Origin of the sequence: Paenibacillus sp. MMS18-CY102 (assembly GCF_009789195.1) — a bacterium.
Lineage (GTDB): Bacteria > Bacillota > Bacilli > Paenibacillales > Paenibacillaceae > Paenibacillus_T.
Genome location: NZ_WSTC01000006.1, coordinates 1 through 26,955, shown reverse-complemented (window position 1 = coordinate 26,955; position 26,955 = coordinate 1). Strand labels below are relative to the sequence as shown.

The 26,955-nt window shown below is 41.9% G+C and carries 24 protein-coding genes and 1 pseudogene; 8 read left to right on the top strand and 17 right to left on the bottom strand.

Annotation, left to right across the window (positions count from 1 at the left end; translation table 11 throughout):
* Positions 1 to 38: 38 nt before the first annotated feature.
* On the top strand, positions 39 to 431 hold the full coding sequence (locus tag GON22_RS05815) for a GNAT family N-acetyltransferase (protein ID WP_160395167.1): 393 nt from the start codon (positions 39 to 41) through the stop codon (positions 429 to 431).
* Between the two features lie 73 nt (positions 432 to 504).
* Here GON22_RS05815 and pabB read toward each other — a convergent pair whose 3' ends face one another.
* The 7 genes from pabB to GON22_RS26530 all read right to left on the bottom strand — a co-directional run bounded on the left by pabB (position 505) and on the right by GON22_RS26530 (position 10,455).
* Entirely contained in the window at positions 505 to 2,733 is a 2,229-nt protein-coding gene (pabB, locus tag GON22_RS05810; RefSeq protein ID WP_237179041.1) for an aminodeoxychorismate synthase component I, read from the bottom strand.
* 61 nt (positions 2,734 to 2,794) lie between these two features.
* Positions 2,795 to 3,943, bottom strand: a complete 1,149-nt coding sequence (locus tag GON22_RS05805; RefSeq protein WP_237179040.1) for a delta-aminolevulinic acid dehydratase — start codon at positions 3,941 to 3,943, stop codon at positions 2,795 to 2,797.
* 388 nt (positions 3,944 to 4,331) lie between these two features.
* Positions 4,332 to 5,117: an ABC transporter permease gene (locus tag GON22_RS05800; RefSeq protein WP_160395166.1), complete on the bottom strand. Its 786-nt coding sequence runs from the start codon at positions 5,115 to 5,117 to the stop codon at positions 4,332 to 4,334.
* Between the two features lie 16 nt (positions 5,118 to 5,133).
* The gene (locus tag GON22_RS05795; RefSeq protein ID WP_160395165.1) at positions 5,134 to 5,922 is read right to left on the bottom strand and encodes an ABC transporter permease; all 789 of its coding nucleotides are present in this window, start codon (positions 5,920 to 5,922) and stop codon (positions 5,134 to 5,136) included.
* A gap of 1 nt (position 5,923) precedes the next feature.
* Positions 5,924 to 6,919, bottom strand: coding sequence for an ABC transporter ATP-binding protein (locus tag GON22_RS05790; protein WP_160395164.1), 996 nt, complete (start codon positions 6,917 to 6,919; stop codon positions 5,924 to 5,926).
* On the bottom strand, positions 6,906 to 8,963 hold the full coding sequence (locus tag GON22_RS05785; RefSeq protein ID WP_160395163.1) for an alpha-amylase family glycosyl hydrolase: 2,058 nt from the start codon (positions 8,961 to 8,963) through the stop codon (positions 6,906 to 6,908). The genes GON22_RS05790 and GON22_RS05785 overlap by 14 nt, the downstream gene beginning before the upstream one ends.
* Positions 8,953 to 10,455, bottom strand: a complete 1,503-nt coding sequence (locus GON22_RS26530) for a glycogen/starch synthase (RefSeq protein ID WP_160395162.1) — start codon at positions 10,453 to 10,455, stop codon at positions 8,953 to 8,955. Before GON22_RS26530 ends, GON22_RS05785 begins: the two co-directional genes overlap by 11 nt.
* Positions 10,456 to 10,813: 358 nt before the next feature.
* Here GON22_RS26530 and GON22_RS05775 point away from each other — a divergent pair, with 358 nt between their 5' ends.
* A complete protein-coding gene (locus tag GON22_RS05775; protein ID WP_237179039.1) occupies positions 10,814 to 12,178 on the top strand; it encodes an LLM class flavin-dependent oxidoreductase in 1,365 nt (454 codons plus the stop codon).
* 36 nt (positions 12,179 to 12,214) lie between these two features.
* Positions 12,215 to 13,453, top strand: coding sequence for a glycosyltransferase (locus tag GON22_RS05770; RefSeq protein WP_160395161.1), 1,239 nt, complete (start codon positions 12,215 to 12,217; stop codon positions 13,451 to 13,453).
* A gap of 112 nt (positions 13,454 to 13,565) precedes the next feature.
* Here GON22_RS05770 and GON22_RS05765 read toward each other — a convergent pair whose 3' ends face one another.
* A complete protein-coding gene (locus GON22_RS05765) occupies positions 13,566 to 14,525 on the bottom strand; it encodes a D-2-hydroxyacid dehydrogenase (protein ID WP_160395160.1) in 960 nt (319 codons plus the stop codon).
* Between the two features lie 702 nt (positions 14,526 to 15,227).
* Between GON22_RS05765 and GON22_RS05760 the strand changes: the two genes are divergently transcribed.
* Positions 15,228 to 15,977, top strand: a complete 750-nt coding sequence (locus GON22_RS05760) for a class I SAM-dependent methyltransferase (protein WP_160395159.1) — start codon at positions 15,228 to 15,230, stop codon at positions 15,975 to 15,977.
* 153 nt (positions 15,978 to 16,130) lie between these two features.
* Here GON22_RS05760 and GON22_RS05755 read toward each other — a convergent pair whose 3' ends face one another.
* Positions 16,131 to 17,153, bottom strand: coding sequence for a nitroreductase family protein (locus tag GON22_RS05755; RefSeq protein ID WP_160395158.1), 1,023 nt, complete (start codon positions 17,151 to 17,153; stop codon positions 16,131 to 16,133).
* A gap of 365 nt (positions 17,154 to 17,518) precedes the next feature.
* On the opposite strand from GON22_RS05755, the gene GON22_RS05750 reads away from it, so the two are divergent.
* Positions 17,519 to 18,022 (top strand): MarR family transcriptional regulator, encoded by a 504-nt coding sequence (locus GON22_RS05750; protein ID WP_160395157.1) that lies wholly within the window; start codon positions 17,519 to 17,521, stop codon positions 18,020 to 18,022.
* A 134-nt stretch (positions 18,023 to 18,156) separates the two neighbouring features.
* On the opposite strand, the gene GON22_RS05745 is transcribed toward GON22_RS05750, so the two are convergent.
* From GON22_RS05745 to GON22_RS26690, 3 genes and pseudogenes are all read right to left on the bottom strand, one after another.
* Positions 18,157 to 18,783, bottom strand: coding sequence for a type 1 glutamine amidotransferase family protein (locus tag GON22_RS05745; protein WP_160395156.1), 627 nt, complete (start codon positions 18,781 to 18,783; stop codon positions 18,157 to 18,159).
* Positions 18,784 to 18,893: 110 nt separating this feature from the next.
* Positions 18,894 to 19,856, bottom strand: a complete 963-nt coding sequence (locus GON22_RS05740) for a helix-turn-helix transcriptional regulator (protein ID WP_160395155.1) — start codon at positions 19,854 to 19,856, stop codon at positions 18,894 to 18,896.
* A gap of 283 nt (positions 19,857 to 20,139) precedes the next feature.
* A pseudogene (locus GON22_RS26690) lies at positions 20,140 to 20,302 on the bottom strand (phosphorothioated DNA-binding restriction endonuclease); the annotation flags it as partial.
* 244 nt (positions 20,303 to 20,546) lie between these two features.
* Between GON22_RS26690 and GON22_RS05735 the strand changes: the two are divergent.
* Positions 20,547 to 21,107: an RNA polymerase sigma factor gene (locus GON22_RS05735; protein ID WP_160395154.1), complete on the top strand. Its 561-nt coding sequence runs from the start codon at positions 20,547 to 20,549 to the stop codon at positions 21,105 to 21,107.
* Complete coding sequence (locus GON22_RS05730; protein WP_237179038.1) at positions 21,094 to 21,867, top strand: DUF4367 domain-containing protein; 774 nt, start codon at positions 21,094 to 21,096, stop codon at positions 21,865 to 21,867. Before GON22_RS05735 ends, GON22_RS05730 begins: the two co-directional genes overlap by 14 nt.
* A 71-nt stretch (positions 21,868 to 21,938) precedes the next feature.
* Here the strand turns inward: GON22_RS05730 and GON22_RS05725 are convergent, their stop codons facing one another.
* The 5 genes from GON22_RS05725 to GON22_RS26525 form a co-directional block, all read right to left on the bottom strand.
* Positions 21,939 to 23,366: a M56 family metallopeptidase gene (locus tag GON22_RS05725; protein WP_160395152.1), complete on the bottom strand. Its 1,428-nt coding sequence runs from the start codon at positions 23,364 to 23,366 to the stop codon at positions 21,939 to 21,941.
* Positions 23,367 to 23,373: 7 nt separating this feature from the next.
* Complete coding sequence (locus tag GON22_RS05720; RefSeq protein ID WP_160395151.1) at positions 23,374 to 23,730, bottom strand: BlaI/MecI/CopY family transcriptional regulator; 357 nt, start codon at positions 23,728 to 23,730, stop codon at positions 23,374 to 23,376.
* Positions 23,731 to 23,891: 161 nt separating this feature from the next.
* On the bottom strand, positions 23,892 to 24,341 hold the full coding sequence (locus GON22_RS05715) for a hypothetical protein (protein ID WP_160395150.1): 450 nt from the start codon (positions 24,339 to 24,341) through the stop codon (positions 23,892 to 23,894).
* 576 nt (positions 24,342 to 24,917) lie between these two features.
* Positions 24,918 to 25,136, bottom strand: a complete 219-nt coding sequence (locus tag GON22_RS05710) for a hypothetical protein (protein WP_160395149.1) — start codon at positions 25,134 to 25,136, stop codon at positions 24,918 to 24,920.
* 614 nt (positions 25,137 to 25,750) lie between these two features.
* Positions 25,751 to 26,014, bottom strand: a complete 264-nt coding sequence (locus GON22_RS26525; protein ID WP_160395148.1) for an integrase core domain-containing protein — start codon at positions 26,012 to 26,014, stop codon at positions 25,751 to 25,753.
* 496 nt (positions 26,015 to 26,510) lie between these two features.
* Between GON22_RS26525 and GON22_RS26685 the strand changes: the two genes are divergently transcribed.
* Positions 26,511 to 26,804 (top strand): IS3 family transposase, encoded by a 294-nt coding sequence (locus tag GON22_RS26685; protein WP_442954357.1) that lies wholly within the window; start codon positions 26,511 to 26,513, stop codon positions 26,802 to 26,804.
* The last annotated feature ends 151 nt before the right edge of the window (positions 26,805 to 26,955 follow it).

Below are 26,955 nucleotides of genomic sequence, written 5' to 3'. Positions count from 1 at the left end.
TTCATGACACGCAAACGCTCGTTAGGGCCGTCAAGCTTTTGCTGGAGGAATTGTCGGGCATAATAATCGACGAGTTCTCTATCCAACAAACATGTGAATCCCTGCTATCCAACATCGATCATTATATAGCCTATGTTGCTTTGGATCATTCAGAAACTTGTATCGGGGTTATAACTACTTTTGAAACGTATGCTTTATATGCCTGTGGTAAAATTGGAACCATTCAAGAGCTCTATGTTGCCCCCGAGCATAGATCCATGCATGTCGGGAAGGTTCTGCTGCAATGCGTCATCGATTACGGAAAAACCCATAGTTGGAGACGTATTGAAGTCGGAGCACCCAATGCCCAACTGTGGGGGCGTACACTTTCTTTTTATAAGAACATGGGATTTAGCGAGATTGGCCCCCGACTAAAACTGACTTTTGAATAACTGAATTTTTGAATTGGAAAAAGTGTGCGACCCGTTTCCTCTTCTGAAAACGGACCGCATACTTACCAAAAACCTAATGTAAGAAACTTACTAACTCACGGGCACCATGAATAACATAGTTGACTACTCTTTTCTCTCCGTTTAATGCGACAACTATAGCGTTCATTAACGCTTTCGCTTTAAGCAGCATTTCTTCGTATTCCGAATCTGCATTTGACTGAATCGTAATTCCGCCTCCAACTCCAATCGTTGTTTTCTCAGGCGTACAAACAATCGTTCGTATAACGACATTCAAATCCGCTGATCCATTTAAGCTAAGTAATCCCAAGGTACCTGAATATACTCCTCTTGGCTCCTTTTCTAACGTATCTATAATTTCCATCGTTCTGATCTTCGGCGCACCCGTCATGGATCCGGCCGGAAAGCCCGCTTTAATGCATTCCACGACCGACACCTCTTGCTTCAATTTCCCTTTAATAGTCGAAACTAGCTGGTGCACCGTCTCAAATGATTCTACTTCCATCAATTTCGGCACGTGGACCGATCCGACTTCGCAAACGACACCTAGATCATTTCGAATCAGATCGACGATCATCAGATTCTCCGAGAAATCCTTTACACTCGTCAAAAGCTGCTGCTTCAGCGTCTGATCCTCGTCAGGCGATTTACCACGTGGCAATGTTCCCTTAATTGGTTTTGCTTCCACGCTTCGATCCGATGAGACCTGAATGAACTTTTCAGGAGAACTGCACAAAATAGCAACTTGATCAAAACGTAAATATGCAGAATAAGGGGCTGGGTTTACCTTGCGTAACACGCGATAAGTGTGCAATGTATCTTTGATTGGACCTGTGTGTATCCGGTTTGTCAGATTCACTTCATAACTCTCACCTTCGACTAAATACTGCTTCAATTGATTGAGATCCTGGATATATTCCTTATAACTCCTGCTTAATTGAAACTCAACCGTTTGATTGACATATTGCGGTGAATATTCTTTTGAAGCGGACAAGTTTTGAAGATGCCGCTCAAACTCATCTAACCATGTATGAGCTACTGCCCGGGTAACATCATCGGTTAACGAAACGAGGTAAGTTTTTCGAAGTTCGTGGTCAAACGCAACAAACTGATCAGCAAAGATAAACATTGCGTCATGGATATCTGAAGCATGAACGCGATTGCCTCCACACTCTTCTTTAAGCTCATAGCCAAAGAAGCCTACAAACCCACCGTTAAAATCGAACGGAAGCTTTTGGTCGCACCTAAATGCTTTAAGTTCATGCTCTAAATAATCGAAGATTGAAGCTGTCCATTGTTTCGTTCCCTCGGACGTCGTTACTTCCAGCTGTTGATCTGCTGTACGGTATCGGATAACTTTTCGGAAGGGCCCTGTATTCGCCCCAATAAATGAATATCTTGAACGCCCCGGTTCTATTTTACTGCTGTCCAGCCAGAAAGCGTAAGGCTGGTCGGCCATCTGTTGGACAAATACCTCTTCGGGATCATAGTAAGCAGGCAGTTCCCTTACGATCACTTCGTATTTGCCGCTGGAATCCGTATCGCCATCACTGTTTTCTCGGGATGCTGCAGTTTCCTGCTCTTTCTCAAGCCGATCGATCATTTGTTTATCCGTATAATACTTTATCGTTAAATCGTGGAAGTTTTGAAACAATTGTTCACCATATTCTGTACAAATAGATTCTGGATGAAACTGGACACTCCATTGAGGTTTCTCTCTATGTCTCAATCCCATTATCACGCCATCCGAGGTCCACGCTGTTTTCTCCAAGCTAGCGGGTAAACCATCATTTACGATCAGCGAATGATATCTAACAACCTTGAAGCCTTGAGGAATATTTGTAAACAGCCCCAATTCATCATGAAACACCTCACTTAATCGACCATGAAAGATCTCGGGTGCATGCATTACCTCGCCACCGCAAACGTAAGCCAGCGTTTGGTGACCCAGGCACACGCCTAATATCGGAACTTCCATGTGAAGTAACACCTCAGCAGATAATCCGACATCTATCGGAATTTCCGGTCGTCCTGGTCCAGGTGAAATGATAATGTTATCAAAATCGAAACGTTGCAGTGAAGCAAAGCTCATCTGATCGTTACGAATAACGATCGGTTCCTGTCCACTGATTTTGGCCACAAGCTGAAAAATGTTATAGGTATACGAATCGTAGTTATCAATTATCAATGTTTTAATAACGATTACCCCACTTAATAGTTTTTCATTTAAAGGCTCATATACAAATGAGTTGACTCGTCCTTTACGTTGAACGTGCCAACTCATTTGTATTACTCTATACGATCACGTATTAGCCATTTTAAGTCCTAAGGAAGTGTGGCTATTCCTATTTATTTTGGATAATCCACATTGCATTACGATCAAGAATACTGTCCAGACGATCCCCTGCAGCTGAGATGGCGTTCTTAAGAAGCTCATCCATTAATCCCAACGAAAATCTGCCTCCCTTCTCTTTTTCGAATGATTTATGTATAAAATAAGTTCCGGATACAGAGTAGGCTCCAACCGTTACACCTGCACACTTAGCCTCAAAAGCATCCAAGTCAGCTAGGATTTGGTCCACTTTATGTTTCACGAACGGATTAGCCTCAAGCAGTTCTTTTGCCTTCGCGCTGTTCAAAAATGCTGCTACAGATTGCGTATTCGTAATGAAATCCAAAGTCAGCGTAATGAGATGGAAGTTTTCAATAGGTTTTACGATAATGACATCTGCCCCTTCATGGATATCCAAAATCGTTCGCAGATTCATCTCTGTTAGGTTGCCTACTAAAATTTTTTGGCCTGTTTCCAATTGATCGGGTAAATTTTCAAGATACATGTACGCATTCGTAGTTTCGGTATTTTGTGAGAACGACTTAATCTTCATGTTGGAACTGATCTTTGCTAAAGCTTTTTTGGTTACTTCTACTTCACCCTCGACCCTTCCCAAGGTGATAATCCCATCAGCGCCAGCTAAACTATAATCTGTAGCAATTTCCGCCAATAGATTCAAGGTTTCAAGATATTTTAATTTCCCGAATTCATCCTTAACACCCCAGCTGCCATCTTGGTTGAATGCAGTCATGAACGGATCAATCGTAATGTTCAATTCCTCTTTTGAGAAATGCTTACGCACTTGTTGAATTGCCTGTACGTGATCCTGAAGGACCTTATATGGATCTTGACCGTACTCATTTCCAACAAGGTGCAGCAGCACGGTGTTTATATTGGATTTTTTGATTTCATAGATATACTCTATCGTGTTTTCAATGGAACGGTAAGGATAATCTTTCATATTAATCATGTCAACAGTAACGTTTCCTTCCAAATAAATGTCGACATCGATTGATTGACAAAGGTGATTAGCTTGAATTGTAATTTCATCTTTATTTGATAATCTTCTTGTCGTATTCGTTAACGCTGAGAATTGTTTAATTTCATTTTCATTGTACAAAGACTCCAACATATCTACCTTATTGATAAGTACGTTCTCCATAATGAGTAAACTCCTTTAATTCATTTTATAAGTTAGGTGATTCGCAACTTACGTACAATATTGACACCCGATTTTCGAAAGTTTCATAAATACTACTCAATAATCTACCCGGTATCAATTAGTTAATTCGTCCGCACTCCTTAGGATTTTCGGTCCGAACAGTACATCGTTTCTACCAACGTGAGCGGTGCACTCATGTCGCTTTTTGTCTGAACAATTTACATAATTTTTTTCGTTTAATCACCCCCTTTCACTGACTCATCTTGCTATTAAATACAGGTCACACGCTATAGCAACCGATTCCTACGAAAACTCGCGCTTCATCAGTCCCTCCTCTTAGACACCATTTATCGCCATTTCAAACCCGTTAACATTTTCCTTCTGTTGATTAACTTCCTGTCGACGTGAACGAACGAAGCCCAACTAACCAAAACAAATACGCAAAACCACATAAAAAGATTGCAACTAGTGGAGACAACAAACCTATGTACTGAAAGTCAGAGGATTTTAATAATACCGTTGCTGGATAAAAAGCAACAAAACCATAGGGAATTATCCATGTCAACAACAGTTGAATCCATTTGTTAAAGATCGAAATTGGATAACGAGCATAATCACTTAGATGAAAAACTGCCGTCATAATAGGAAGACTATCCACCATCCAAAAAGAAAATGTCGCCACGAATAAGTTAACAGCAGCAAAGATTAACCCACTCGAAACGATCATAACGAGGAGTATAGTGACCTCTAAAAAACCCCAGGACAAATCTAGATTGGATAATGAGTAACTTAGCATAATGATTCCCATGACCATTTGTCCGATTCCATCCAATTGAACTCGTTCGGCGATTAAATGAAAAAGCGGGTTTATTGGTCGAATTAACAACCGGTCGAAGTTTCCTGGTCGAATATACTGGGAGCCCAACGTCCAAAGATTATCAAAAAACACGTGATGAATAGCCCTTCCCATTGCTGCGACCCCGTAAATTAGCATAATCTCTTGAAAAGTCCAGCCTTTAATCGAATGAATATGGTCAAAAACAAACTTCATTAGCAAAATTGATGTCGACTGAACGATAAGTACAGATAGGATGCCGATCAGAAAATCTGTTCTGAACTCCATTTTGTTTTTCAACTGACATTTAAAAAACTGGCTATACAAATGTAAATACATCCGCGACAACCTCTCCCTACCCGCCAAAGATGACAACTTTTTTCAAGGCAGTTTTATAAATAAGTCGAACGAGGAAAAATAATATAACAAGCCAACCCACTTGGGCAGTCATGGCGACAACGATTTGCCCCCATTCCATTGTGCCTGAATAAATGGCCGACGGTGTAAATACCATCGACTGAAAAGGCAGATATGCATTAATACTTTTTAGCCAGGGTGGATATAAATTTACAGGCATTAGCGCACCGGAGAAAAACAAGACGACAGCACCTCTTAACAGCCTCATCCCCCAATCATTGATCGTCCAGAAGGAAGCTAACCCAATCAACAATTCAAACTCTTTTCCAATAAAGAAACCCAATAACAGGCTAACCAAAAATATCAGCATGTGTGCAATACTCGGTGGGTAGTCAATTTGTAAAAATAGATACCCTACCACGAGCATTGGTAGTGTCTCTCGGACCAACAGAGAAATTTTACTTCCAATATCAAGTGATATGATTTTAAGTAGCGTATGATAGGGACGCATCAATTCAATGGCAATACTCCCCTCTCGTATCATCGAGGCCAAATCACTGGAGCCTCCGAATACATAGTTCACGATAACTGTTGCGATAATCATGTACGTCAACGTCTCGGTGAATGACATGCCACTGATTGTGGGCTGGTATTCAAAAATGGCCCTCCAAAAAAAATAAATTACGAAAAGCTTCATTAGAGAGGTCAAAAATCCGGACCAGTACAACAACGAGTAAGCCGCATCCAATTTCACTTGGGTCTTTGCAAATCTCCAATAAACGCCCAACTTACGATGCCTCTCTCTCATACAAGCGTTTTACGATGTCTTCGATCCGCGTATCCGTAATCGATAAATCATGAACCTCAAACTTGGACATCATGCGTGCAATAACCTCCGCGGCCGTTATTTCGCCATTATTGAATGATAGCGTAATTTTCCCATTCGAAGGATCCTTCTGGATGACCGATACGAACTCCGTTATATCAATGGGGATCCTGTCGTTATCTGTAAAAGTTAAATCGAAATCGATCACACGCTGATTTCCAAAGTCCTCCTTAATGCCCCCAGTGTCGCCGTCATAAAGGATTTTCCCTTGATCTAGAATAATGATACGGTTGACAATCTCTTCGATATCCTGCATGTCATGTGTGGTTAAAATTACAGTTGTCCCTCTCGTACGATTCATTTCACGAATAAAATAGCGTATCTTCGATTTCACGGAGATATCAAGCCCGATCGTAGGTTCGTCGAGAAAGACTACCGATGGATCGTGTAAAAAAGCCGCAGCCAGTTCACATCTCATTTTTTGGCCGAGCGAAAGCTGACGAACGGGAATACCTAACAAAGACGACAATCCGAGTGTCTCCACGAATTGCTCCAGATTTTGTTTAAACTGCTGTGGTGGAACTTTATAGATGTGCATTAGGAGTTCGTAGGATTCTCTAACCGGAATGTCCCAGAACAGCTGCGTTCGTTGACCGAACACAGCACCGATTTGCCCCGCATTCTTTTGCCGGTTTTTATACGGCTCAATGCCGTTCACCAGGACCTCTCCCGACGAAGGGGTCATAATCCCCGATAACATTTTTATCGTTGTCGATTTCCCCGCTCCATTAGCTCCGATATAACCGACCAACTCACCTTTTTGTATTGAAAAACTAATATTTTCCACGGCCTGTTTAATATAAAACTTCGGTCGAAATAGGCTTTGAACTGCTCCCATCAACCCTGGCTTCTTATCCGCGATTTTGTACATTTTGCTTAGTTGACTAACTTCGATCATCCGCTTCACCTCCTATTGGGCATCCCCATGTAACTCTAACTTCTCCCGTTTGATCAGTTGGGCTAACCCATACATGATTTTCACCGTCTTCATACACGACCTCCCCGGAGAAGTTTTTCTTAATATATTTATATTGAATTTCTATTCCTGCCGGTACGCTTATGTCGTAATACCAGGTTGGATATTGATATAGCACTTTTTTGAAGAAAGATCCTATTGCTTTCGCCGGTTCCCAATTTCCAAGTTCAAACACGTTTCCGATCAAGTAGATTTGCTCATCATCATTCGCGTATGCCTCATCAACGATAAAGCGAACAGAGACTTGCTCGCCCGTATTGATGCGAAAATGCTGATACACCGCCGATTCAGTATCGATTCGTGTAATCTCAACGTGGTGCTTCCCTGGAGTAAGCTCCGGTACTACAATTTCGATGCTGTCATCTTGCCAGTTCAGTATATGAGCCTCAACGGTGCCTACTTTGACCCTTCCCTGTTGCTTATCAAAAGCAGTTCCGTAAATACAAACCTTGTCTCCACGCTTTGATACCGCCGGGAAAATATGCGAGATTGCCGGCTGATACTCAAAATGATCACTTGTTCCTAAAACGACACTATCGTAGGGGTGAAGTACCATGGCTTCAATCTTACCGAACTTATCTACATTTACTTCCTTTTCACCTCTAAATTCGCCAACCAGATTGCTATAACTTCCCTCAGGCAGTTGCGTGTATAGGGACATAAACTCTACGCTAGTAGTACCCAGATTAGTTGCAACGACAACGACGTGCCCACCAAATGCTCTTTGGTAAACTATGATTTCCGGTGAATGATACAGTATACTTGTCTTCCCTTGAGCAATGGCCATATTCCGTTTTCTCAAACCGGACAGAATCCGAATAATATTGTACGCTGGCGTTTGTTTATTGAATGAATTCATCATTTGTCGATTAGCCGGATCAGAAGCACCTGTCATGTACTGCTCTGTCCCATAATAAATACTTGGTATGCCTCGACTTGTTAACAAAACAACAAGCGCAATGTCCGTAACAATCGAATTCTCCCTTGTAAATCTAGGCAAATCATGATTGTCGATAAACGTAACTAGTTCATGCGTACGCTCATACTCCTTCTCTGTAACGTTGAGCATACTCACAAAACCAGACCAATCATCTTCTTTTTCAAGCATGATTTGCTTTAGTTTGTTTGCAAACTTGAAATCCAGCAGCCCCATACCACTCTCATTTGCAAGCTGGGGGTTTCGAGGATCCCTCCGATGCTTTCCAAGGTACCATTCACCAAAAATAAATAGCCTTCCATCTCGAGCAAACGTTTGCACAAACGACGTTAACCATCCAATCGGAAGGTGCCTTACCCCATCTATGCGAATTCCATCTATTCCAGTGTCGATCCATAACGATATTGCTTCTTTCAAGTATCGATCCACAATATCGTTTTGAACATTTAGGCCCGCTAACCCGTATAGCTTCTTGTATAATCCATCTTCATAGGTATCAAAATCCTCATCACTATCTCCAGCATGATGAAAACAGTTGTGAGGATCCCAATTATACGAAGCGATCGCTCTCCCATTATCAAGCAGGACCCCATCTTCCATATAACCGAGATCGCCAACTTCCGCAGGAGACGTATGATGCGGGGCAAAATCAATTACAATTTTCATATCATGTTCATGAGCAATGCGAATCAATTCACGGAAGTCCTCCATGGAGCCAAACAACGGGTTCGGCCGTTTGAAATCCCGGGCCCAGTAACCATGATACGAGGACACATTCTCTCTTAAGGCGAATACATTTTCAACGGGTTGAGAAATCCAGATTACATTGAAACCCATATCAGTTAAATAACCGTCCTCAATTTTTTCGATAATCCCTCTCCAATCTCCACCGAGGTACTTCGAAAGGTCATGACCGCTATCATCGATTAGGTGCGCACACATCTGATTTTCTTTGGAGTTTCCAATATAAAAACGGTCAGTTAGAACTTGGTAGATGATCCACTGGGTAGGATCGACTCTATAATTCACGTCGTCTGCTCCTTTGATGTTCGCTTATGATGGATACATAAGGATCTATTCTAAGATCCCAATCGTACTGCTGTGACATTGCCCGCTCAATCAGTGATGACCAAACATCGGTTTGCTCATAATGGAAAATCGTAGTTTCGATAGCATCGTATAAACCTTTAAAACTATACTCCTCCATCCAAAACCCACAGCCCTGTCCATTATTTTTCAATTCGCAAACAATAGTATCTTTCAAACCACCAACGGGATTAACAATTGGAATTGTCCCGTAGGCCATGGCATAAAGCTGCGTTAAACCGCAAGGCTCAAACTTGGATGGATGGACTAAAATATCGCTGCCAGCCAATAATCGATGTGCCAACTCTTCGGTGTAGCGGTCTATATAGCGGAAATCCCCCTCTATCGACATCGCCAGCTTTTGAAATTTTTTATCAATTTCGTTCTCTTGTGGCTCGCCACATACAATAAATGCTGCACCTAGGGCCATTAATGCTTCAATATTTAAAGAGAAATTCGCGCCTTCGTTGTAAAACAATTCTATTCCCTTTTGGGGCGACAGACGTCCTAAGAATAATAAAATCGGTCTAGTTTCGTCTATTTCTAATCTAAGCTCTTTGATTAACCATTTCTTGTTCTTTAACTTATCTGTAACGGAATTTTTATTATAGGGGACAATTACGTATTCACTTAATTCGGGGTGCCAAATTGAAGTCTCATAGCCGTTTACAATGCCCCTTAAATCTGCTAGCTCAAGAACATGCAAATTTGGATGCGGCGCACTCCTTCCTGATAGTTCTTCCGCATAGGACTGACTTACAGTAATCACTGTATCTGCTTGGTTAATTGCCATGCCAGAAAGGGAACAATGACCGAACTTATTGAGAAAGATCTTGAAATCCACTTCTATATTTTCTTCTGCCAGATGGAGCATATCTTCGTTTAGTGCGCCCTGGTAGTGAAAGTTATGAATCACATGAAGTTTCATTGCCGGAATAGCAAGCTGCTTTATGTAGGGATAGACACATGCAACGTGCCAGTCATGCGTAAGAAGGGTACAGGGTGAAGAAGTAAGTTTGGTGATTACAATGGCCGTTATTTTGCCGAATAAGAAGTGTGATAAATTTACATTTCCATCATAGATGTCCAATCCTGTGTTATACATCTTGTCGAAAATCCAACTGTCTTTCACTTTTACAAATAGACTATAAACTCCTTCGGATATGGCAACATAAACCTGGTAGGTATAAACTCGGTCATTGTATTCGACTGAATCTTCAATGATCAGCTCGGGGTTGCCTTTTAGTGTACTGTAGTAAGGTGTGATCGTAATATTCAAAAATTCTCGTCTACTCAATGCACGGGGTAATGACTGAACCATATCCCCTAACCCCCCCTTTTTAAAGTAAGGGCTAATTTCGGCGGATAAATGAAAAACCACCTCCGTTAGGCATCTTCCTATAGCCACTCGTACATCATTCTCTGTAGAAGCCACTCAACTTCCTCCGTTTAGTCAATTGGAAAAATGATCCTTTAGTTCACATTTATACATAATATCAAATCAATCAGGAGAAGTCATGATAAATTTGAAGAATTATCAATTTTTTCTTTACTGACGCAAGTTCAAACTTTACCACCAGCCTCCAATCGGTGCTTCACAGATTTCAAAGCCTCAGTTACTATGGTGTCAGCCTCGTATACCGGGATCGATTCTTGCCTGATATCCCTTCACAATCTGAATAACTGTGCGCTTTACTTCTTCCTTCGATTCGTTTTTGTTGTTGACTATATACTAACTTTTACTTTTTAATATAATTATTTACACAAACCTATGGACAAATTTGGAGGTTACGATGAGAAAACAGATGAAGTTAGCTGCATTTTTAATGACTCCAGGTCATCACTTAGCCGCTTGGCGATATCCGGAGACGAATGCGGCGGATATACTTAGTTTAAGTTATTACAAACAATTGGCTCTTACTGCCGAACGTGGGAAGTTTGACATGCTGTTTTTAGCTGACACCCTCTCAGAAGGCTATGCAGTATCTGAAAAACTTCCTGTATCTGTTTCTCAAACGATAACCGTTCGGCCTGAACCAGTGACGTTGCTTTCAGCACTTTCAGCTGTGACTTCCCATATTGGGCTCGCAGCGACAATTTCGACGACGTATAATGAGCCCTTTAATCTTGCTCGAAAAATGGCTTCCCTGGACTATTTAAGCGAGGGACGTGCGGCATGGAACATTGTAACTTCCGTCAACCCAGAGGAAGCGCAAAATTTTAATCTCGAGGAGCATGTTCAGCATTCCGTTCGCTATGAACGAGCTGAGGAATTCTTTAATGTTGTAACGGGGCTGTGGGATAGCTGGGAAGATGATGCTTTCATTTGCGATAAAGAAAACGCGATATTTGGAAAAAGCGACAAACTGCATAAGATTAAACACAAGGGAAAGTGGTTCTCGGTTCGTGGACCACTCAATGTAGCCCGCCCCATTCAGGGTTACCCCGTGATCATTCAAGCTGGAGCCTCTGAAGTCGGAAAAGAATTAGCTGCACGTACTGCGGATGTCGTTTTTACAGCATGTTCGACTTTAATGAATGCCCAAACGTATTATCGTGACATAAAAAGCAGATTAGACAAGTATAATCGTCAGCGAGGCGACTTAATCGTCATGCCAGGCGTATTCCCTATTATTGGGAGTACTGAAGAGGAGGCATTGGAGAAAAAAGCTCGTCTTGACGAATTGGTCCCACATGAAGCCGCAATCAGTCTACTGTCGGCCCTAATCAGCTTTGACCTTTCCGAGTATCCAGTAGATGGATCCTTGCCAGATCTCCCTGATATCGAGAAAGTTAACGGAGGCAAAAGCCGATTTAAGTTACTGAAAGATCTTGCCGAACGGGAAGGGCTTACAATCCGTCAACTTTGCAAACGGATTGGAGGAGCTCGAGGACATTGCGAAATCATCGGAACACCTGTTCAAATCGCCGATAAACTCGAAGAATGGTTTACGCAAGAAGGAGCTGATGGGTTTAACATCATGCCGCCATATTTACCTGGCGGACTCGATGATTTTGTAGAACTCGTTATACCGGAGTTGCAGCGTCGTGGAATTTTTCGGACAGAATACACAGAAAAAACGCTTCGAGGTACACTCGGTTTGAAGCGTCCGTCACATCCTGCCCATCAAAAACAGCAGTCAATGTACCTAAAATAGGAGTGACCAAACCACTTAAGAAAGGCTATGATCATCATGGAAACCAATCTCAACCTAAAAATATTAGTTCTAGCATTTTTCCACGGTCTCGGTCATTTGAGCCGAAGCATGTCAGTCGCGGTACACCTAAAAAATAGGGGACACGATGTACTATTTGCCTGTTCAGAAGAAGCTCTTCATATACCTCAACAAGCCGGCTTGACTTGCAAGCCCATTCGAGAGATTGAGCCTTTGCCGCCTGAGCGTGAACCCAAACGCACGCAGTCCTCAAGCCAGACAAAGACGAGGAGCCGATTAGCGAATCCCGAGTATCTGAAAAGATGTATCGAAGAAGAAACATTGCTCATGAAGGAATTCAATCCTGATGTGGTTTTGCACGACTACCGACTGTCTGCAGGCGTAACTTCTGCCTTGAATAACATCCCATCCATCTCCCTGCACAATACGAATTTTTTTATTTATCCCTTAGCTCAAATGATCCCTGATGTCATTGATACCTTGAATGAGCTCGAGACGCCACAGTATGCAATACAAAAATTGTTTGGTGATATTATGGTTATTCCGGACTTCTCAACCTTTGATAATTTGTCACACATGCCACGAAGCATGAGAGAAATCGTTCTAAACTCAGTTAGAGAAATCCATCATACCGGTCCGTTTATTAAAAATCAGCCGAATAACCTACCGTCCAAGACTCAGTTGAAAAATTCTATTTCTCCCCACGGAATGCCGCTAATCCTCATCACATTCGGCGGAACCGCGATGGGATTCGCGAATTACATCAAACTGCTTCATAGCCTTCGGAACATAAAGGCTCATTATTACGTAATCACTGGACCAAATATTGATCCGGATTTATTAGCTCTAGAAATCAAACAGTTCAAAGGGAGCAATCCCGACTCCATTCTTGAAATCATCAGCTTTACAAACCAAGCCTTAGAACTAATGAAAGCTGCGGATTTGGCAATCATTCATGGTGGCCATACAACGGTCATGGAAGCGTTAATGTGTGGTACTCCTATGATCGTTATTCCACAACACGAGGAACAAAGGCTAAATGCACAAAGAGCCGTACAATTAAAGCTTGGGGAAATCGTTCACCCGGATGAAATTGAAGCAAAAATTACTTCTGCTATTGAGAAACGTTTAAAATCTAATCATTCGCAATTAGGTATTCAGGTTGCCAATCTGCTGCAACGCACCAACGGCATTGAAAATCTGATTCAATTAATTGAAAACGATGTAATGGTGAACCTTCAAAAGATGCAACATTAATAGATAGACAAGTCCTAGCATTTCACCTAGAAAAAAACGCCATACCCTCAAGTCGAATGGGAGTGCTCCTAATCGACCTGATTCGGTGTGGCGTCTTTCTTACTACTGATTTTTAATACCCTTTTCGATAATCTAGGACGTTTTTCATAACATGCTCTTCACCGTTGAGATAACACTCTAAATTCATCACGAACAAATTAACGAGACGCTCCCTATTCTTTACCGTGTTTCCACCTGAATTATGAGGTGTGAGTATGACGTTCGATAATGACCATAAAGAATGCTCTGCAGGAAGTGGTTCCTCCTCAAAAACATCAAGACCTGCGCCTGCTATCAGACCTTCTTTAAGCGCCCTAACCAAATCATCCGTTATCACAGTTGAGCCACGTCCAACATTGATAAAATATGCACTTTTTTTCATCTGACTGAATCTCTCATAGTCAAACAGATAGTAAGTTTCTTGAGTCAATGGCAAGATATTAATGATGAAGTCACTTTCCTTAAGCACATTTTGAAGCGATGTTGTTGGATAAGTCCAATCGGCTTCTGGAATAGGTTCTCCGGAACGCCGAACTGCAATAATTTTCATTCCGAACGCACGACATAAGTTAGCAACCTCCTTACCGATCTCGCCTGCCCCAATGATTGATACTGTGCATCCGTTCATTTCGACTAATGTTGGCGGGCTCTCCCATTTTGCATCAACTTGATTCTGCAGTGCCGACACAATTCCTCTGGAAAAGCCCAGCATCATCGCCAATATCGTTTCAGATACAGATGTTGCATGGACTCCGCTCGCATCGGTTACTCGTATATTCCGTTCCTCGAGGAGTGACAGAGGTAAATATTCAATACCTGACGACCAGCTTTGTAACCATTTCAACTTCGAGGGTTTGCAAAGTGTCTCGGTCACAATTCGGGGGTCCCAGCCGAAAATGATTTCTGCCTCCAAAAAAAGTTTATCCTCTAAGCCCGAAGCAGGAGCAAAATGAATTTCAAGATTCGGTGCTTGTCTCCTTATGCGCTCTTTCTGCGAATCTGTCATATCTAAAAGACAAATCATCATCCCCATTTACATTCCTCTTTTCCTTTAATTCCAAATTTAGTACAATGTTGTATTATCGGTGTCTTGCTTCCTAGCCATCTAGTCAACTAGCTATTGATTCCTGACTGTGCATACGTTAAAGTGACAATATTATGTTATCTGGTAAAAAAGTTAGACTAGTTATCCTAATGAAATGAATTTAGCTACCTCCTCTCTTCATCACTTCCTATGGAACGATTTCTTTACAATTTTTGTGATTGTTACATATTTACCACTCTTTATATATAATAAACACCCTTCGCTCGACAAGCTCTAATTTTTGAAACGAGACCTGTTTGTTAAAAACGTTGAAAAATAAAACTGTGTTCTCAATGAGACTAAGTACCCTCTTTCCGAGCAACTCACAAGTCGCGTTGGAAAAAAATTCTAGCAAAACCAGCTTCTTATTACTAATAGGACAGCTCTGTAACCATAGGTACTACATCACCCTTCTTTGCCTTTTACTCGTTTTCAAGTCTTGATTCACAAACTCTCTTCGAACTATAATTGAACCAATCTTTCAAATGGGGTGAACTGGATGTCTTTCCGTATCGTTCGAGGTATTTAGTTGTCGGGCTGGATAAAACGCGTACCAGCCATCGAGGGGGGAGTCTGCCCTTTGGTCTCATGAAACTAAACATATGAATGATATCGGTCAACATGTTATTCTCATTAGAAGGTGGAATACAAATGAATTCATTGGAATACAAAGAATTTTATGATAAAGTCGGCAAAACCAACGGTTGGGATTTCAGCAATGTGCAATGCGTTTCTGAAGGAACAAGATGGGATTTGTATCGTGAAGTAACGAAGAACTGCAAGAAATCAGATATATTGCTTGATATTGGTACTGGTGGTGGAGAAGCGATCTTATCAATAGCTGCATCTGCACTACTTCTAGTTGGGATTGACCAATCCACTGGAATGATTGAAACCGCAACTAGAAATTGTGCTAAATCAGGCATACCCAATGTACGCTTTCTAAAGATGGAAGCTGAAAACTTGGGTTTTCCTGACTGCTTTTTTAATGTAGTCTCTTGTAGACATTCGGAATTTTCCGCTAGAGAAGTTGCAAAAGTTTTAATTAAGGGCGGTACTTTCCTCACTCAGCAAGTGAGCGAAAACGATAAATCAAATATTAAAGAAGCATTTGGAAGAGGACAGGCATTTAGATCAAAGGCAGGTACATTACAGCATCAATATATTACTGAATTGAACGAAGCAGGCTTTAGCGACATTCAGGCATTTGAGTTTAATGTTACTGAATATTACCAAACCGCTGAAGACCTCATTTTTTTACTAAAACACACTCCAATTATTCCCGACTTTGGACGGACTGATGTTGATTTTCAAATACTCCAACAGTTTATTAAGGAAAATCAAACTCAGAAGGGCATTAAGACAAATTCGGAACGCTTTATACTAGTTGCTAAGTTATAGATTATAGAGATTGAATGCAAAAAGGATACTCCTTAATCGGGTATCCTTTTTACTTATAAGGCTTTATAAAATAAATTTTCAGGTCTCGCAACCTTTCGTTCACCTTCCGCCCTAACGTAACTCCATTCGTTTCTACAGCGGCAGTCCATTGGATCATAAATGCGTAATATTCAGCACTGGGGAAGTTGTTGCGGCATTCGATTGACGAGCATCTCCCCCGAGCTCCAACACAGCTACGATCCGTTCCTGTGGCCGAATCCCAAATGGCTTGCATCGTTCCCGATCATAAATCCATTCCGGTATCATGCGGCGCACATGCCATGGCACCGATTCGGTCAATAATCGAAAATTTTGGATCAAGCAGCATACCGCAGCGTAATCTTCTTCCCGCTTGTGGGGATCCGCCTCCTCCTTTGCTACAACCAGCAGGAATGACAGTGACGCATCCTCGTATGAAGCTCCGAGTTTACTGGCCGCATCGTCCCCAGCAACATAAATAAAACGCCAAGGCTCCCGCATTCCATCGTTTGGCGCCCAGACTGCCTCATTCAGAATATCCAGGACGCTCTGCGAAGACACCTGATGGCCATCCGAATGTCGCTGAACCCCTCCGTCCATAGCGAGCCATTTCTTTTCTGCCGGCGTTCTTTTCCTCCGGTCTCTTAGCGGTTGATCAAAGTACCCCATATGCAAAATCCCTGCAAACCGTTCACCCTCCCGCAAGCCTATTTCATTAAAAAATGACTCGCCTTGAATCATTGGATCAGTGAACCACAGCATGCCCAGCCCGCTCTCCCAGCCCAGCAATTGAAGGTTTTGCATGATGCTGCATACCGCTGCATAATTATTGTCGCTCAGTCGCTGATTTTCGGCGGCTTCTGCAATGAAGACTAAGTTAACAGGCGTATTGGATACTTGTTTCTTGAATAAATTCGTTATTGGGGCGGGGATAAGCTTTCCCAGCTTGCTTTCCTTTATTCTAGCGAACATGCTATCTGCCAGCCTTTGGCGCGACTCGAACGTGCTGTAATGAACACAACGCCAATGTGGCGTTTCCTCCGATTCATACAAGCTTGCAGCGTTATTCAGCAATGAAAGAATCCGTTCTTGTTCGATCGGTGTTTCATGAAATTTCCGAATCGTTCTGCGTTCTCTTATCGTCTTGGCAATATTCATTCGTATTCCTCCCTTAGCACAGCGCACTTATTCCAGCTCGATTATAGAAACGACTCATTTTGTTAAGGAATAAACAATAAGCAGATTAAGCTATATAAAACAATTGATGAGGAATACGATTCAATCACTTTATTTTGTTAATTAGTAAACAATAATCCGTTTTAGTTCGCTTGTCAAATTGTTTTCGGCTTATTATTAGAGTGGATGGGCTGCATTATTGATGGGATTTTCTCTGATCTGTGCTGTCAATGCCGTAGAATTGGTTCAGAAATTGATAGTTTATCGCTGATGTGGTATGTTTGTTTACACATTAACAATTCGGGTAATCTGACCAATGAAAGTGTCACAAGGGGGATCTCAGCATTATGCATCCATCGGAGGGACTTAAGGAATTATTGTACGATCGCTTTATTCATTTTTTGCATTTAGCCGAGCAGATCTCTTCGACCGAGACCGAAGAGTTTGCTGATTTTGCACGGGTGCATGGGCTCACCTCATTCCCGAGCAATTTGACAGCCATACACATTATTGATTGCATTGGCAAAAACGAACCTATCAACAACACGTCTACTGCAGAAAAAATGAATCTGTCCAAGGCGAGTGTGACGAATGTCAGCACTAAATTGCATAAAGATGGCTACATAAAGCGAAGCCAAATGAACGACAACAAGAAAGAAGTCTATTTCAGCCTCTCACCCAAAGGCAGGCATGTCTTCGAAGTGCACGCTATGCTGCACGAAAAGATAAAGCGCAGATTTTTCGATGATTTGAACACTTTCTCGGAGCCAGAGCTGCAGGCATCGTTGAAGTTTTTCCATACGATGCTTAATCAGAATGAAGGTCACAATAGTGGGGATTCCACGCCATAGTGGGGAATTAGGCAAAACAAAAAGCCCAAGCGCTAACTATGCTTGGGCTTCGTCAGATAGGTAAATGTGGCTCCGACACGCTATTTCCTGATAAGCGACAAACAGCATTCAACATGCCTTGTATCCCTATACTGTCATTGGATTGAGCTCATTAGCTCGTAGAAGTATTTAGGTTCATGCGTTTTATTAAGACGATACCAAGCGTCTAATGTTTCTGGAGAAACTACATCTAGCGCTTTTAAAACATGAACAGTAAATTCTAACGGAGCTACTCCGGTTGCAGTGATCAATTTCCCATCGGTGACAGCGGATTCCGCTTTGTAGTATTCTTCGCCCGTGTAAGAAGGGCAGATCATTTTAAGGTAGCCCAAATCATTGCTTGTGTGCCCACGTGAATCTAACAATCCTGCTTGAGCAAGTCCGAAGGTAGCACCGCAAATTGCTCCAACGACGATCCCTTCCTTTAAACACATCTCGGCCATTTTTAATAGGGGTACGTGAACAGCTTCTCCCCATGTATCTCCACCAGGTAAAATCAGTGCACCTACGCTTGTAATGCTGCATTCATCCACTTTGATGTCAGGCATTATTTTCAATCCGCCCGCTGTAGTTACTGGAGTCTTTTCGATCCCAACGGTGACTATTTTGGCGGGAGCCAGCCCCTGTCTGAAGTATCTTCCAGAGTTCAGCTCGGCGGTTAAATAACCTATTTCCCAATCGGACATGGTATCAAACACATAAAGATATACGGTATTATTCATTTCTAAGTGCTCCTCCTCAAGTTTATTAGGTAACAGCAACCATTCATCTGTAATGCGTGGTTATCCTTATAATAAAACAGCCTCACTGACAACTACTGTCAGTGAAGCTGTTAAGCTTGATAATATTCCATTAGCTCTGAAGCAACCGCCACAAGTTTATTCTTTAGATTCTGTGGCTCTATAACTCGAATGGATTTACCATAAGAAAGAATGATTAACGGAACATATGTATACAGCGCCTCTTCCTCAAGTAAAAAAATGGCTTGCGTCGATGTCCGCTCCTGCAAATGATGCTCCAAAAACCAATGTATGCATAGATCATCCAAGGCGTCTGCCTTGCCACTAATAATTAAAGAAATGTATCCGGATTTACCTGCCGCATCTGGCAACAGATTATTCATAAAAAAAGTACGCGCTGAAAATTCATTGGGACGCCTAAATGAGAATGACGTGCGTGTGATGCTCAGAATTCGTTCTACCCGAAAGCTGCGGATCTCATTCCTCAGGTGGCAGAATGCAATGGTGTACCACTTATTGTTCCAATTAACCACGCCATAGGGGTCTATTACCCTATTGGGGGACTGCTCTTCATGACTGTTACGATAAGAAATTTCCACAGAAGATTCATTTGCTACAGCGTGCTCCAATTCCTGCAATACCGGCTGTACAGCGGGGTATCCCCTGCGGTTTATTACTTCAAATCCGGCTAAATGATGGCTTAGTAACCTTTCCTGCTCCTGATTCGAATACATTTTCAACTTGGATGTTGCATTCTCTAATGCCTCACTCAAAGGATACCCGGCTTCTTTTGCAAATAGGGCAGCGTGAAGCAATGTCTTTTTTTCATCCATACTAAATAACAGAGGAGATTTGATAAAATTGTGCAGCAAGCTATACCCGCCATTGTGCCCGGTGTCGGATATGATAGGGACGCCACTGGCACATAAGGCATCCATATACCGATAAACGGTTCTTATATTTATCTCCAACTTTTCTGATATTTGCTTCGCAGTCAATTTCTCTCCCGAATTCAACATCCATAGAATGTTTAACATATTATCATTTTTTGGCATGACAGAACCCTCACCTTTGAATGACACTATAATTAAATTCTAATAAACACTTTATGTGTTTGCGAATCAACTATATTCCTTTATTCTGAGCCTAGTCGTGTTGATACACTCCTGAGTTTCTTATTATGTTGACTTATGTTGACAACGGCACCTTAAACTCAATTGCCACGCCGGCGTTATTCGGAATCTTAGTCACTTAATACCCAATACCTATACTGTATCGAGTAACCCCACGCCCGCACTCACGCTCATTCACTTTACCAATTTTCTCTGCAGAATGGGTATCAGAAAAGTTCTTTTTATCAACCGGACTGGTTAATCTCCATATCCCGTGAGTGGTAAGACGAACGAAAGGTTCTTCAGGGTGATACGATTTACTAGGGGGAACCAAACTCAATAAGCAGCTGTTTGAGTTGCTCGCGTACTTACTCGTACGGTAAAATCGTTTATTGCTACTGCAGTTGAGCAAGCGCTTCACCACTCTCATAGGCATAGCTCGTTTCCTCCGGGATCACCGCAAGCCGGATCATGGCGCTCTTGCTGTTTGCTATATAATGTTTGACACAGGCTATACCTAGTACCTAACGCACAAAATCAACAAGAAATATCGCCCTTTATACCCCCTTCATTTCCCATAAATGATGTATACTTGAATATGAAATAACTGAAATACATCTTTGGGGGAATCTCATGGAACAATGGTACTATTTCCTGCGAAGCCCACTAGACGACCTTGATACCTCAATTCAAGAATTGGTTTATCGTTCCTTTTACCAGTTCGTCTATAGGGATATATATTTTATAGTTCGTGACCATGCGCTTACGGAGGATATTATTCAAGATGCTTTCATGAAGGCCATAACGAAGGGACCGGAGATGCGATCCGATGTCAACATTCCCGCTTGGATCAAGCAACTCACTCGCAATACTGCGCTGGATTATGTGCGAAAGTTAAAACGAAACCGTCAGATAACAGAAGAATCTTTCGTTAATAATTATGAGGCAGCTATCAATGAAGTAAGTGCGGCCAGCGAAGCAAGAGACAGAAACGAGCTGCTTTATCAAGCAATGGATGAACTGCCAGCGGACTATCGTGTGAGTTTGTTTCTATTCTACATAGAAGGAAAGTCCTACCGAGAAATCTGCCAAGAACTAAATGTAAAGGAATCTGTACTCACCCAGCGCCTAGCGAGGGCGCGTAAAAAATTACTTAAACACTTTCTACAGAAGTGGACTGATGACAATGGATGAACCAAACAGGCAAGAATCTTTCATTAAAGAAGCGCTACAAGATTATCACGATCACATTGAAATTCCTGACGCAACCCCCACTTGGGAGAAGGTATCTGTCCGGTTACAAAAACGGCGCCGTCACAAGAAACTTCTTTTCCGATTAAAGATCGTGGCTGCTGTGATCGCAGCTACTATTGTGATTGATCTCACTACGACAACCAATATACCCGCAACGTATGCGAGTATGTCTTCATTATTTCGAGAGGTCAAAGAGAACATCGTGGAGTTTTTCTTTACCAAAGACCAATCCGATACTTCCACAGCTAAAACCGTACCGCCACCAGCAATAGACAATGAAAGCAATGAACCCGCGGCTCCAATAACAACGACGCTAGAGGATGCTAAATCCAAGCTCTCATTTACACTTTTGTTACCAAGCTACATTCCGGATCATTATGCACTGGAGACGGTACGTATCTTTCGTGAAGCTAGCGGGCGGTACAGCAACGTCTATTTGGAATATTTGAATAATAACGAAGAAATTTTTAAAATTAGCCAGCGCTTTATTGAGCCTGGATCAACACATGTAACCAGTGACGTGCCTATTACGGCGGGAACGATTAAAGAACCGATGATTGGAGATAACCGTGGCGTGCTTGTCATTTTACCTGAAGGTTTTGTTACGCTAGAGTGGCTCACAGCAGATTCCATTAAAGTATCTATCTCCGGAAAATTGACGGAGGATGCGATTCTGCAAATGGCCAGGTCCTTAGATTAAAAAGAGAGTGGGCGAACAAAAGTTCGCTCACTCTCTTTTTAATCTGGAATCAAATACGAAGGAGAATAAGCTTAATTTACTTGAAGTTGAACAGATAGCTCCACATTTGTGCTTGATGTTTGGCCTTCATTTACTAATACAAAGTAGTAGTTTCCTGATTCGGCCAAGTTGTATTTGTTATTGCTGCTCAATAGCTTGCCGTCTTCCAACACCTGATCCTCATATTCCAACAAGTAAACTTTAAGGTCACCACCAGCAGAAGAAAATTTCGGTGTAAGAGAATCGCCATTTTTTAGCGCATAACCGCCAAACCCTTTACTTGCGCCTGGTTTAATTTCCGTATAAGCAGTTTGATACTCTCTGCTCGACACTTTTTCTACAGTAAGCTCGATGTTGCTTTCCTTTTTAATTTCACTCAATAGAACAACGCCAGGTTTTGCATCGTTCAATTCCGGCACGCTTTTAGTAGTAATGCTTCCTGCGTATACAGCAGCAGAGCCACCAAGAATTAAGAATAGAGTAACCACACCGGACAGAATTTTAATCGACTTTCGCTTTGTGCCTTTATTTTTCAATATCATATTAATTCTCCCTTCAAGAAAGATTCTTTTATCGCTAAACGCAGTATAAACTTGGGATTTTTGGTCAGTAGCGTTCCACAGCACGCTTAACAATAGTTCGCAATACCGCTTTCGCTCCATCAAATTCATAGAACGAACCAGATGCTCGTCACAGGACAGTTCACAGTATCGGTCAATGTCTCTCCTTGCTTTATAAGCAAGCGGATTAAACCAATGCAAGGAATTTACAGCAATCAAAAATAATTTTAGCCAAATATCGTGTCGCTTATAGTGAATCAGTTCGTGAAGAAAAATCTGCCGATACTCATCAGATGTAAATTCAATACCTGCGGGCAAAACTATGCGCGGTCTAATAACACCATAAAGGAACGGTGAGCTAACGAATGGCGCGAAGTAAATCGCAACATTTTTTTTGATCCCCAGCTTTTGCTTGCTGGCTTCCAGTCCCAATATGATGTCAAGATCACTTACTGGTTCACAAACCGAAGTAATTCGGTGATGAATCCTAATATTGCGAATAAACGCTACAATGAGAAAGATAATAGTCCCTGTAAGCAACAAATAGGGAATCACATTCAATATATGCCAATCAGTTTGCAATACATAGGTTGACTGATTAATTCCCTGGTTAATATCCTCCACCATATGAAGGTTGGACACTTCTGTTGTTTCTTGAACTGCTGCTTGAATAGGAACCATTATAGAATCGGATTCTGATTGAATCGAAAATCGGTCATTAATAAAAGTTAAGACCTTAAAGTAAGGGAAAATAAAGAACGTGTACACCAGGATATAAGAAACGTAATGCCATTTCGCCGAGAAATAGGTTCTAGTCCACTTCTCTAGCAGCCATAACCCAACATGTAACATTGAAGCCACTGCGGACATGAGCAATAAGGAATAATATAGAATAAGCATACTGCACTTACCCCCTAAGACGCTTTATAAGCTCTTCAATATCTTCCTTATTCAATTCTCCGGTATCACATAAAGCGCTAATCAGCCCAGATACAGAGCCTTGATGAACATCCCGTATAAATTGCTTCGTTTCTATAGCCCGATATGCCGATTCAGTCATAGAAGCCTGATAATGATTAGCTTTTCCAATCCGTGTTGCTGTAACAAATCCTTTGTCCATCAAACGAGCCAAAAAAGTAATTACGGTACTTTGCTTCCATTTCCCATCAGGAAGCACTTGCAAAATCTCTGCTGTTGTCATCGGGTGTGCATACTTCCAAATAATCTCCATAATTTCTCGTTCGGCCTCTGAAATTTTTGTCATTTACACATCAACTCCTCCTTCATCTACATGATGTAGTTATATCATAAATCTACATCTTGTAGTTATATATGTCAACAGAACGGAACTCATAAAAAAAGCAACTCATACTTGGATGAGTCGCTTCATTTAGCAGCTTATATCAGTTGTTACGGAACTGTATATTAATGTTGCCGTGCCGAAACAGTAATGTCCATGTTATGGCCATCAGTGGTATATACATAGACTTTGTATGTACCTTGCATCCCCCCGCCGCCAGTCATGAAGAACGTGCGCGTGAGTTGATCCCCTGACCCAACTGCAACAGCCCTGAAATCTTGGTTATTATCTGTACGCTCTACTTTAAAATACACAGTCTTCGTGCTGTGGTTGTTTTTAACCCAAACATTCAAATTGTCGCCATTATCCGGAGAAAGCGTAAACGATTTTTCATACGCGCTACAGCCTGTATGTCCAACGCCATTAATTAACTGAACATCAAAAGGCACTATAGTCGGACCATAAATTGACGGTCCTTCACCGGTTGTTGAACTTGTAGGTGCTGCGGATACCACAGAGGAAAATGAAAATACCAGTACCATGACCATGAACCACATCAGACTTCTTTTTTTCAATTGAATCAGCTCCTAATTGATTTAGTTTGTCCTTACACAAATCATGACTACTTGCCCCTGCTATTCCCCTCCTTTGCTGTATCAGCCAGTTGAATTCATCCAGTCGTCTCCTGCTGTCTACTTATATAACGTTTGAAACAGGCCGGACCTAACGCGCACAAAATAAAAAAATGTCGCTTTATGTATCCCCTCCATTTCCTATAATTGATTCCCATAAAGGATCTATATCCGGAAAATTGACAGCAGATACGAATCTAGCAAATGGCCAGATCCTTACATTAAAAAGAGAGTGGGCGAACAAAAGTTCGCTCACTCTCTTTTTAATCTGGAATCAAATACGAAGGAGAATACTTATAGCCCGATTCCGAAACCGATCCATCTTTGATCCAATGATAAGACTTGGTTCGATAATAATAACCGCTTAGAACTGAAATATTGCTAATCGAAGAATATGCATAGGCCGAGTTGACATCTTTGGCATCTACTCCATAATATACGTCGATCCAAGCCGATCCTGTCCAGCGCTGCAAGGTGAGCTGGACGCCGATTTCACTAACGTGTGCTGTGCCATAGCTTTCACCCCATATATTTGCTTTCTGGTTCCCTTGATAGGTGAGGTAGCCTTGTCCCTTTTCTAAAAAGATCGAAGTCAGGCGAGAAAACGGTATACGGAGCAAACACACCTAGCGGCGGTGCTGTTTTCGCATTCGAAGCGAATACCTGAACCGGCAGCAACGTTACAGCTAACCCCAATAAAACAGCGAGGTAAATAAGCCTCTTTTTCATGATCTTCAATGAATATCCTCCCTTTAATGCATGTTGAATGTACACTTATATAACGAACAAGATCGGCATAACCTAAAGCACGACAAAATTTATTCTTCAATTTTGTACATTAAAGTCGTACTGGGGAAGATGAGATCGAATACCGTATGCACGTATTGTTTTGATTTTTAGTTCATTAACTCATGTTCATTTATCAGCGACAAAGCTAATAATTGTCTCAGCATAGCTACTTGCATGCTGCATAAACTACTCCCCCATACTGCTCACCTACGTTTCAAGAAACCGCGAAAAGCAGAGATCTCCAACAGAATCATGTACATCTCTGAACTCCGCCTCTGTTTGGCTACTCTGCTTAAACATCTAATCCGATGACGTTGGTTTATCGCTCTAATAGGATTCTCACATCTCCCAGTGTATATTGGTAAAATAACAGGCAAAGTGGTCGTGGCGCACATAAGACCGCAAGATGGTTTCCCTGCTCATCGTATTCACAAGCGCTACTTCGCCTGACGACAATTCGATGTTTCCCGGCATCAGGTCAAGACTCCAATTTGCGGACAATGAAATAAAGCCCTATCTTGCGAGCTGGATTCGGTACATAACCGGAGTCAGCTTCTTAGTCTTCACTGTGGCCGACAATGGTTGTAAAAGTGGATGTAGTCCTCAATTCTGCTTTGTGCTTCCTCGATCGATCGGATATCATAAGAGTAGAGCGCTTCCGTCTGTAGATGGGAGAAGAAGCTCTCCATTGAGGCATTCTCATAATAATAGCCTCGGCGTGACATACTGATTTGGGCGCCAACTTTTGGCAGCATGTCGTGATAGTCGTAGGACGTGTACTGGGAACCTTGATCGCTATGAACGATCAGCCCAGTCACGTCTTTCACTTATTCAAATGCCTTAGTAAACGTCAAGTACAAGCTCTTTGTCGTTGCGCAAACTCATGTTGTAGGCTACAATCTCGTTTTGGCACAAGTCTTTGATAGCGGAGAGGTATCGCCATACGTCACCAACTCGATATTGGGTAACATCGGTTACCCATTTCGTTTGTCTGATTGAAATTCGCGAATAAGCACGCTCTTTACTACTCGATCTCCAATATTCTAAACTCGATTATGACGGTATTTACGGTGTATTCTAGAGCGGAAGTACTGGGGATCGTCAATGTGGGCAGATTGAAGGTGTGGATGCGTCGATACAAACAGATAGGTGACTGTGGGCTAACACATACCGCGCGGGAAGCGAAAGGAATATGTCGATGAAACCGTTATGTTAGATGGTTAGAGATGGAGAATGCCATCCTAAAAAAGTGGTTGGCCATTACAAAGGCGGAGGGTACCAGAGAAGTGTCGGCTCGTCGAAGAGCTCCGAGAGCATTTTACCATTGCAGAACTATGCAAAGAAGTTGGAATCTACCGAATCGGATTCTATGCCTATCTGAAGCAGAAGAGCATCGATAAGGACCATAAACTCAAAGCATTGATCCGAAGCACCTTCGAGCGTTGTAAAGCTGTTTATGGCTATCGTCAGATTCAATTGTTTTTGCTTCAAGATCATGGTGTTGGGGTCAATCATAAGAAGGTTCTTCGATTGATGCAGGAAATGGGCCTACGTTCTTACTTTCTGCTTCGTCACGCCTTCAAGCCGTCTTATTCTTCGTTTCGAAGCTATATGTGACCAGTTTCTGTCCCTTCTTTGTCATAACAAAACCTCCATGGTTTTTGAACCGCTACCCCCACATGAAAAGTTGATCATGTCGAGGTTAGCGGCTCTTTTGCTTTTCCATACTGTTAAGGAACGTAATTGGAATAAACACGCAGCTTTTTAT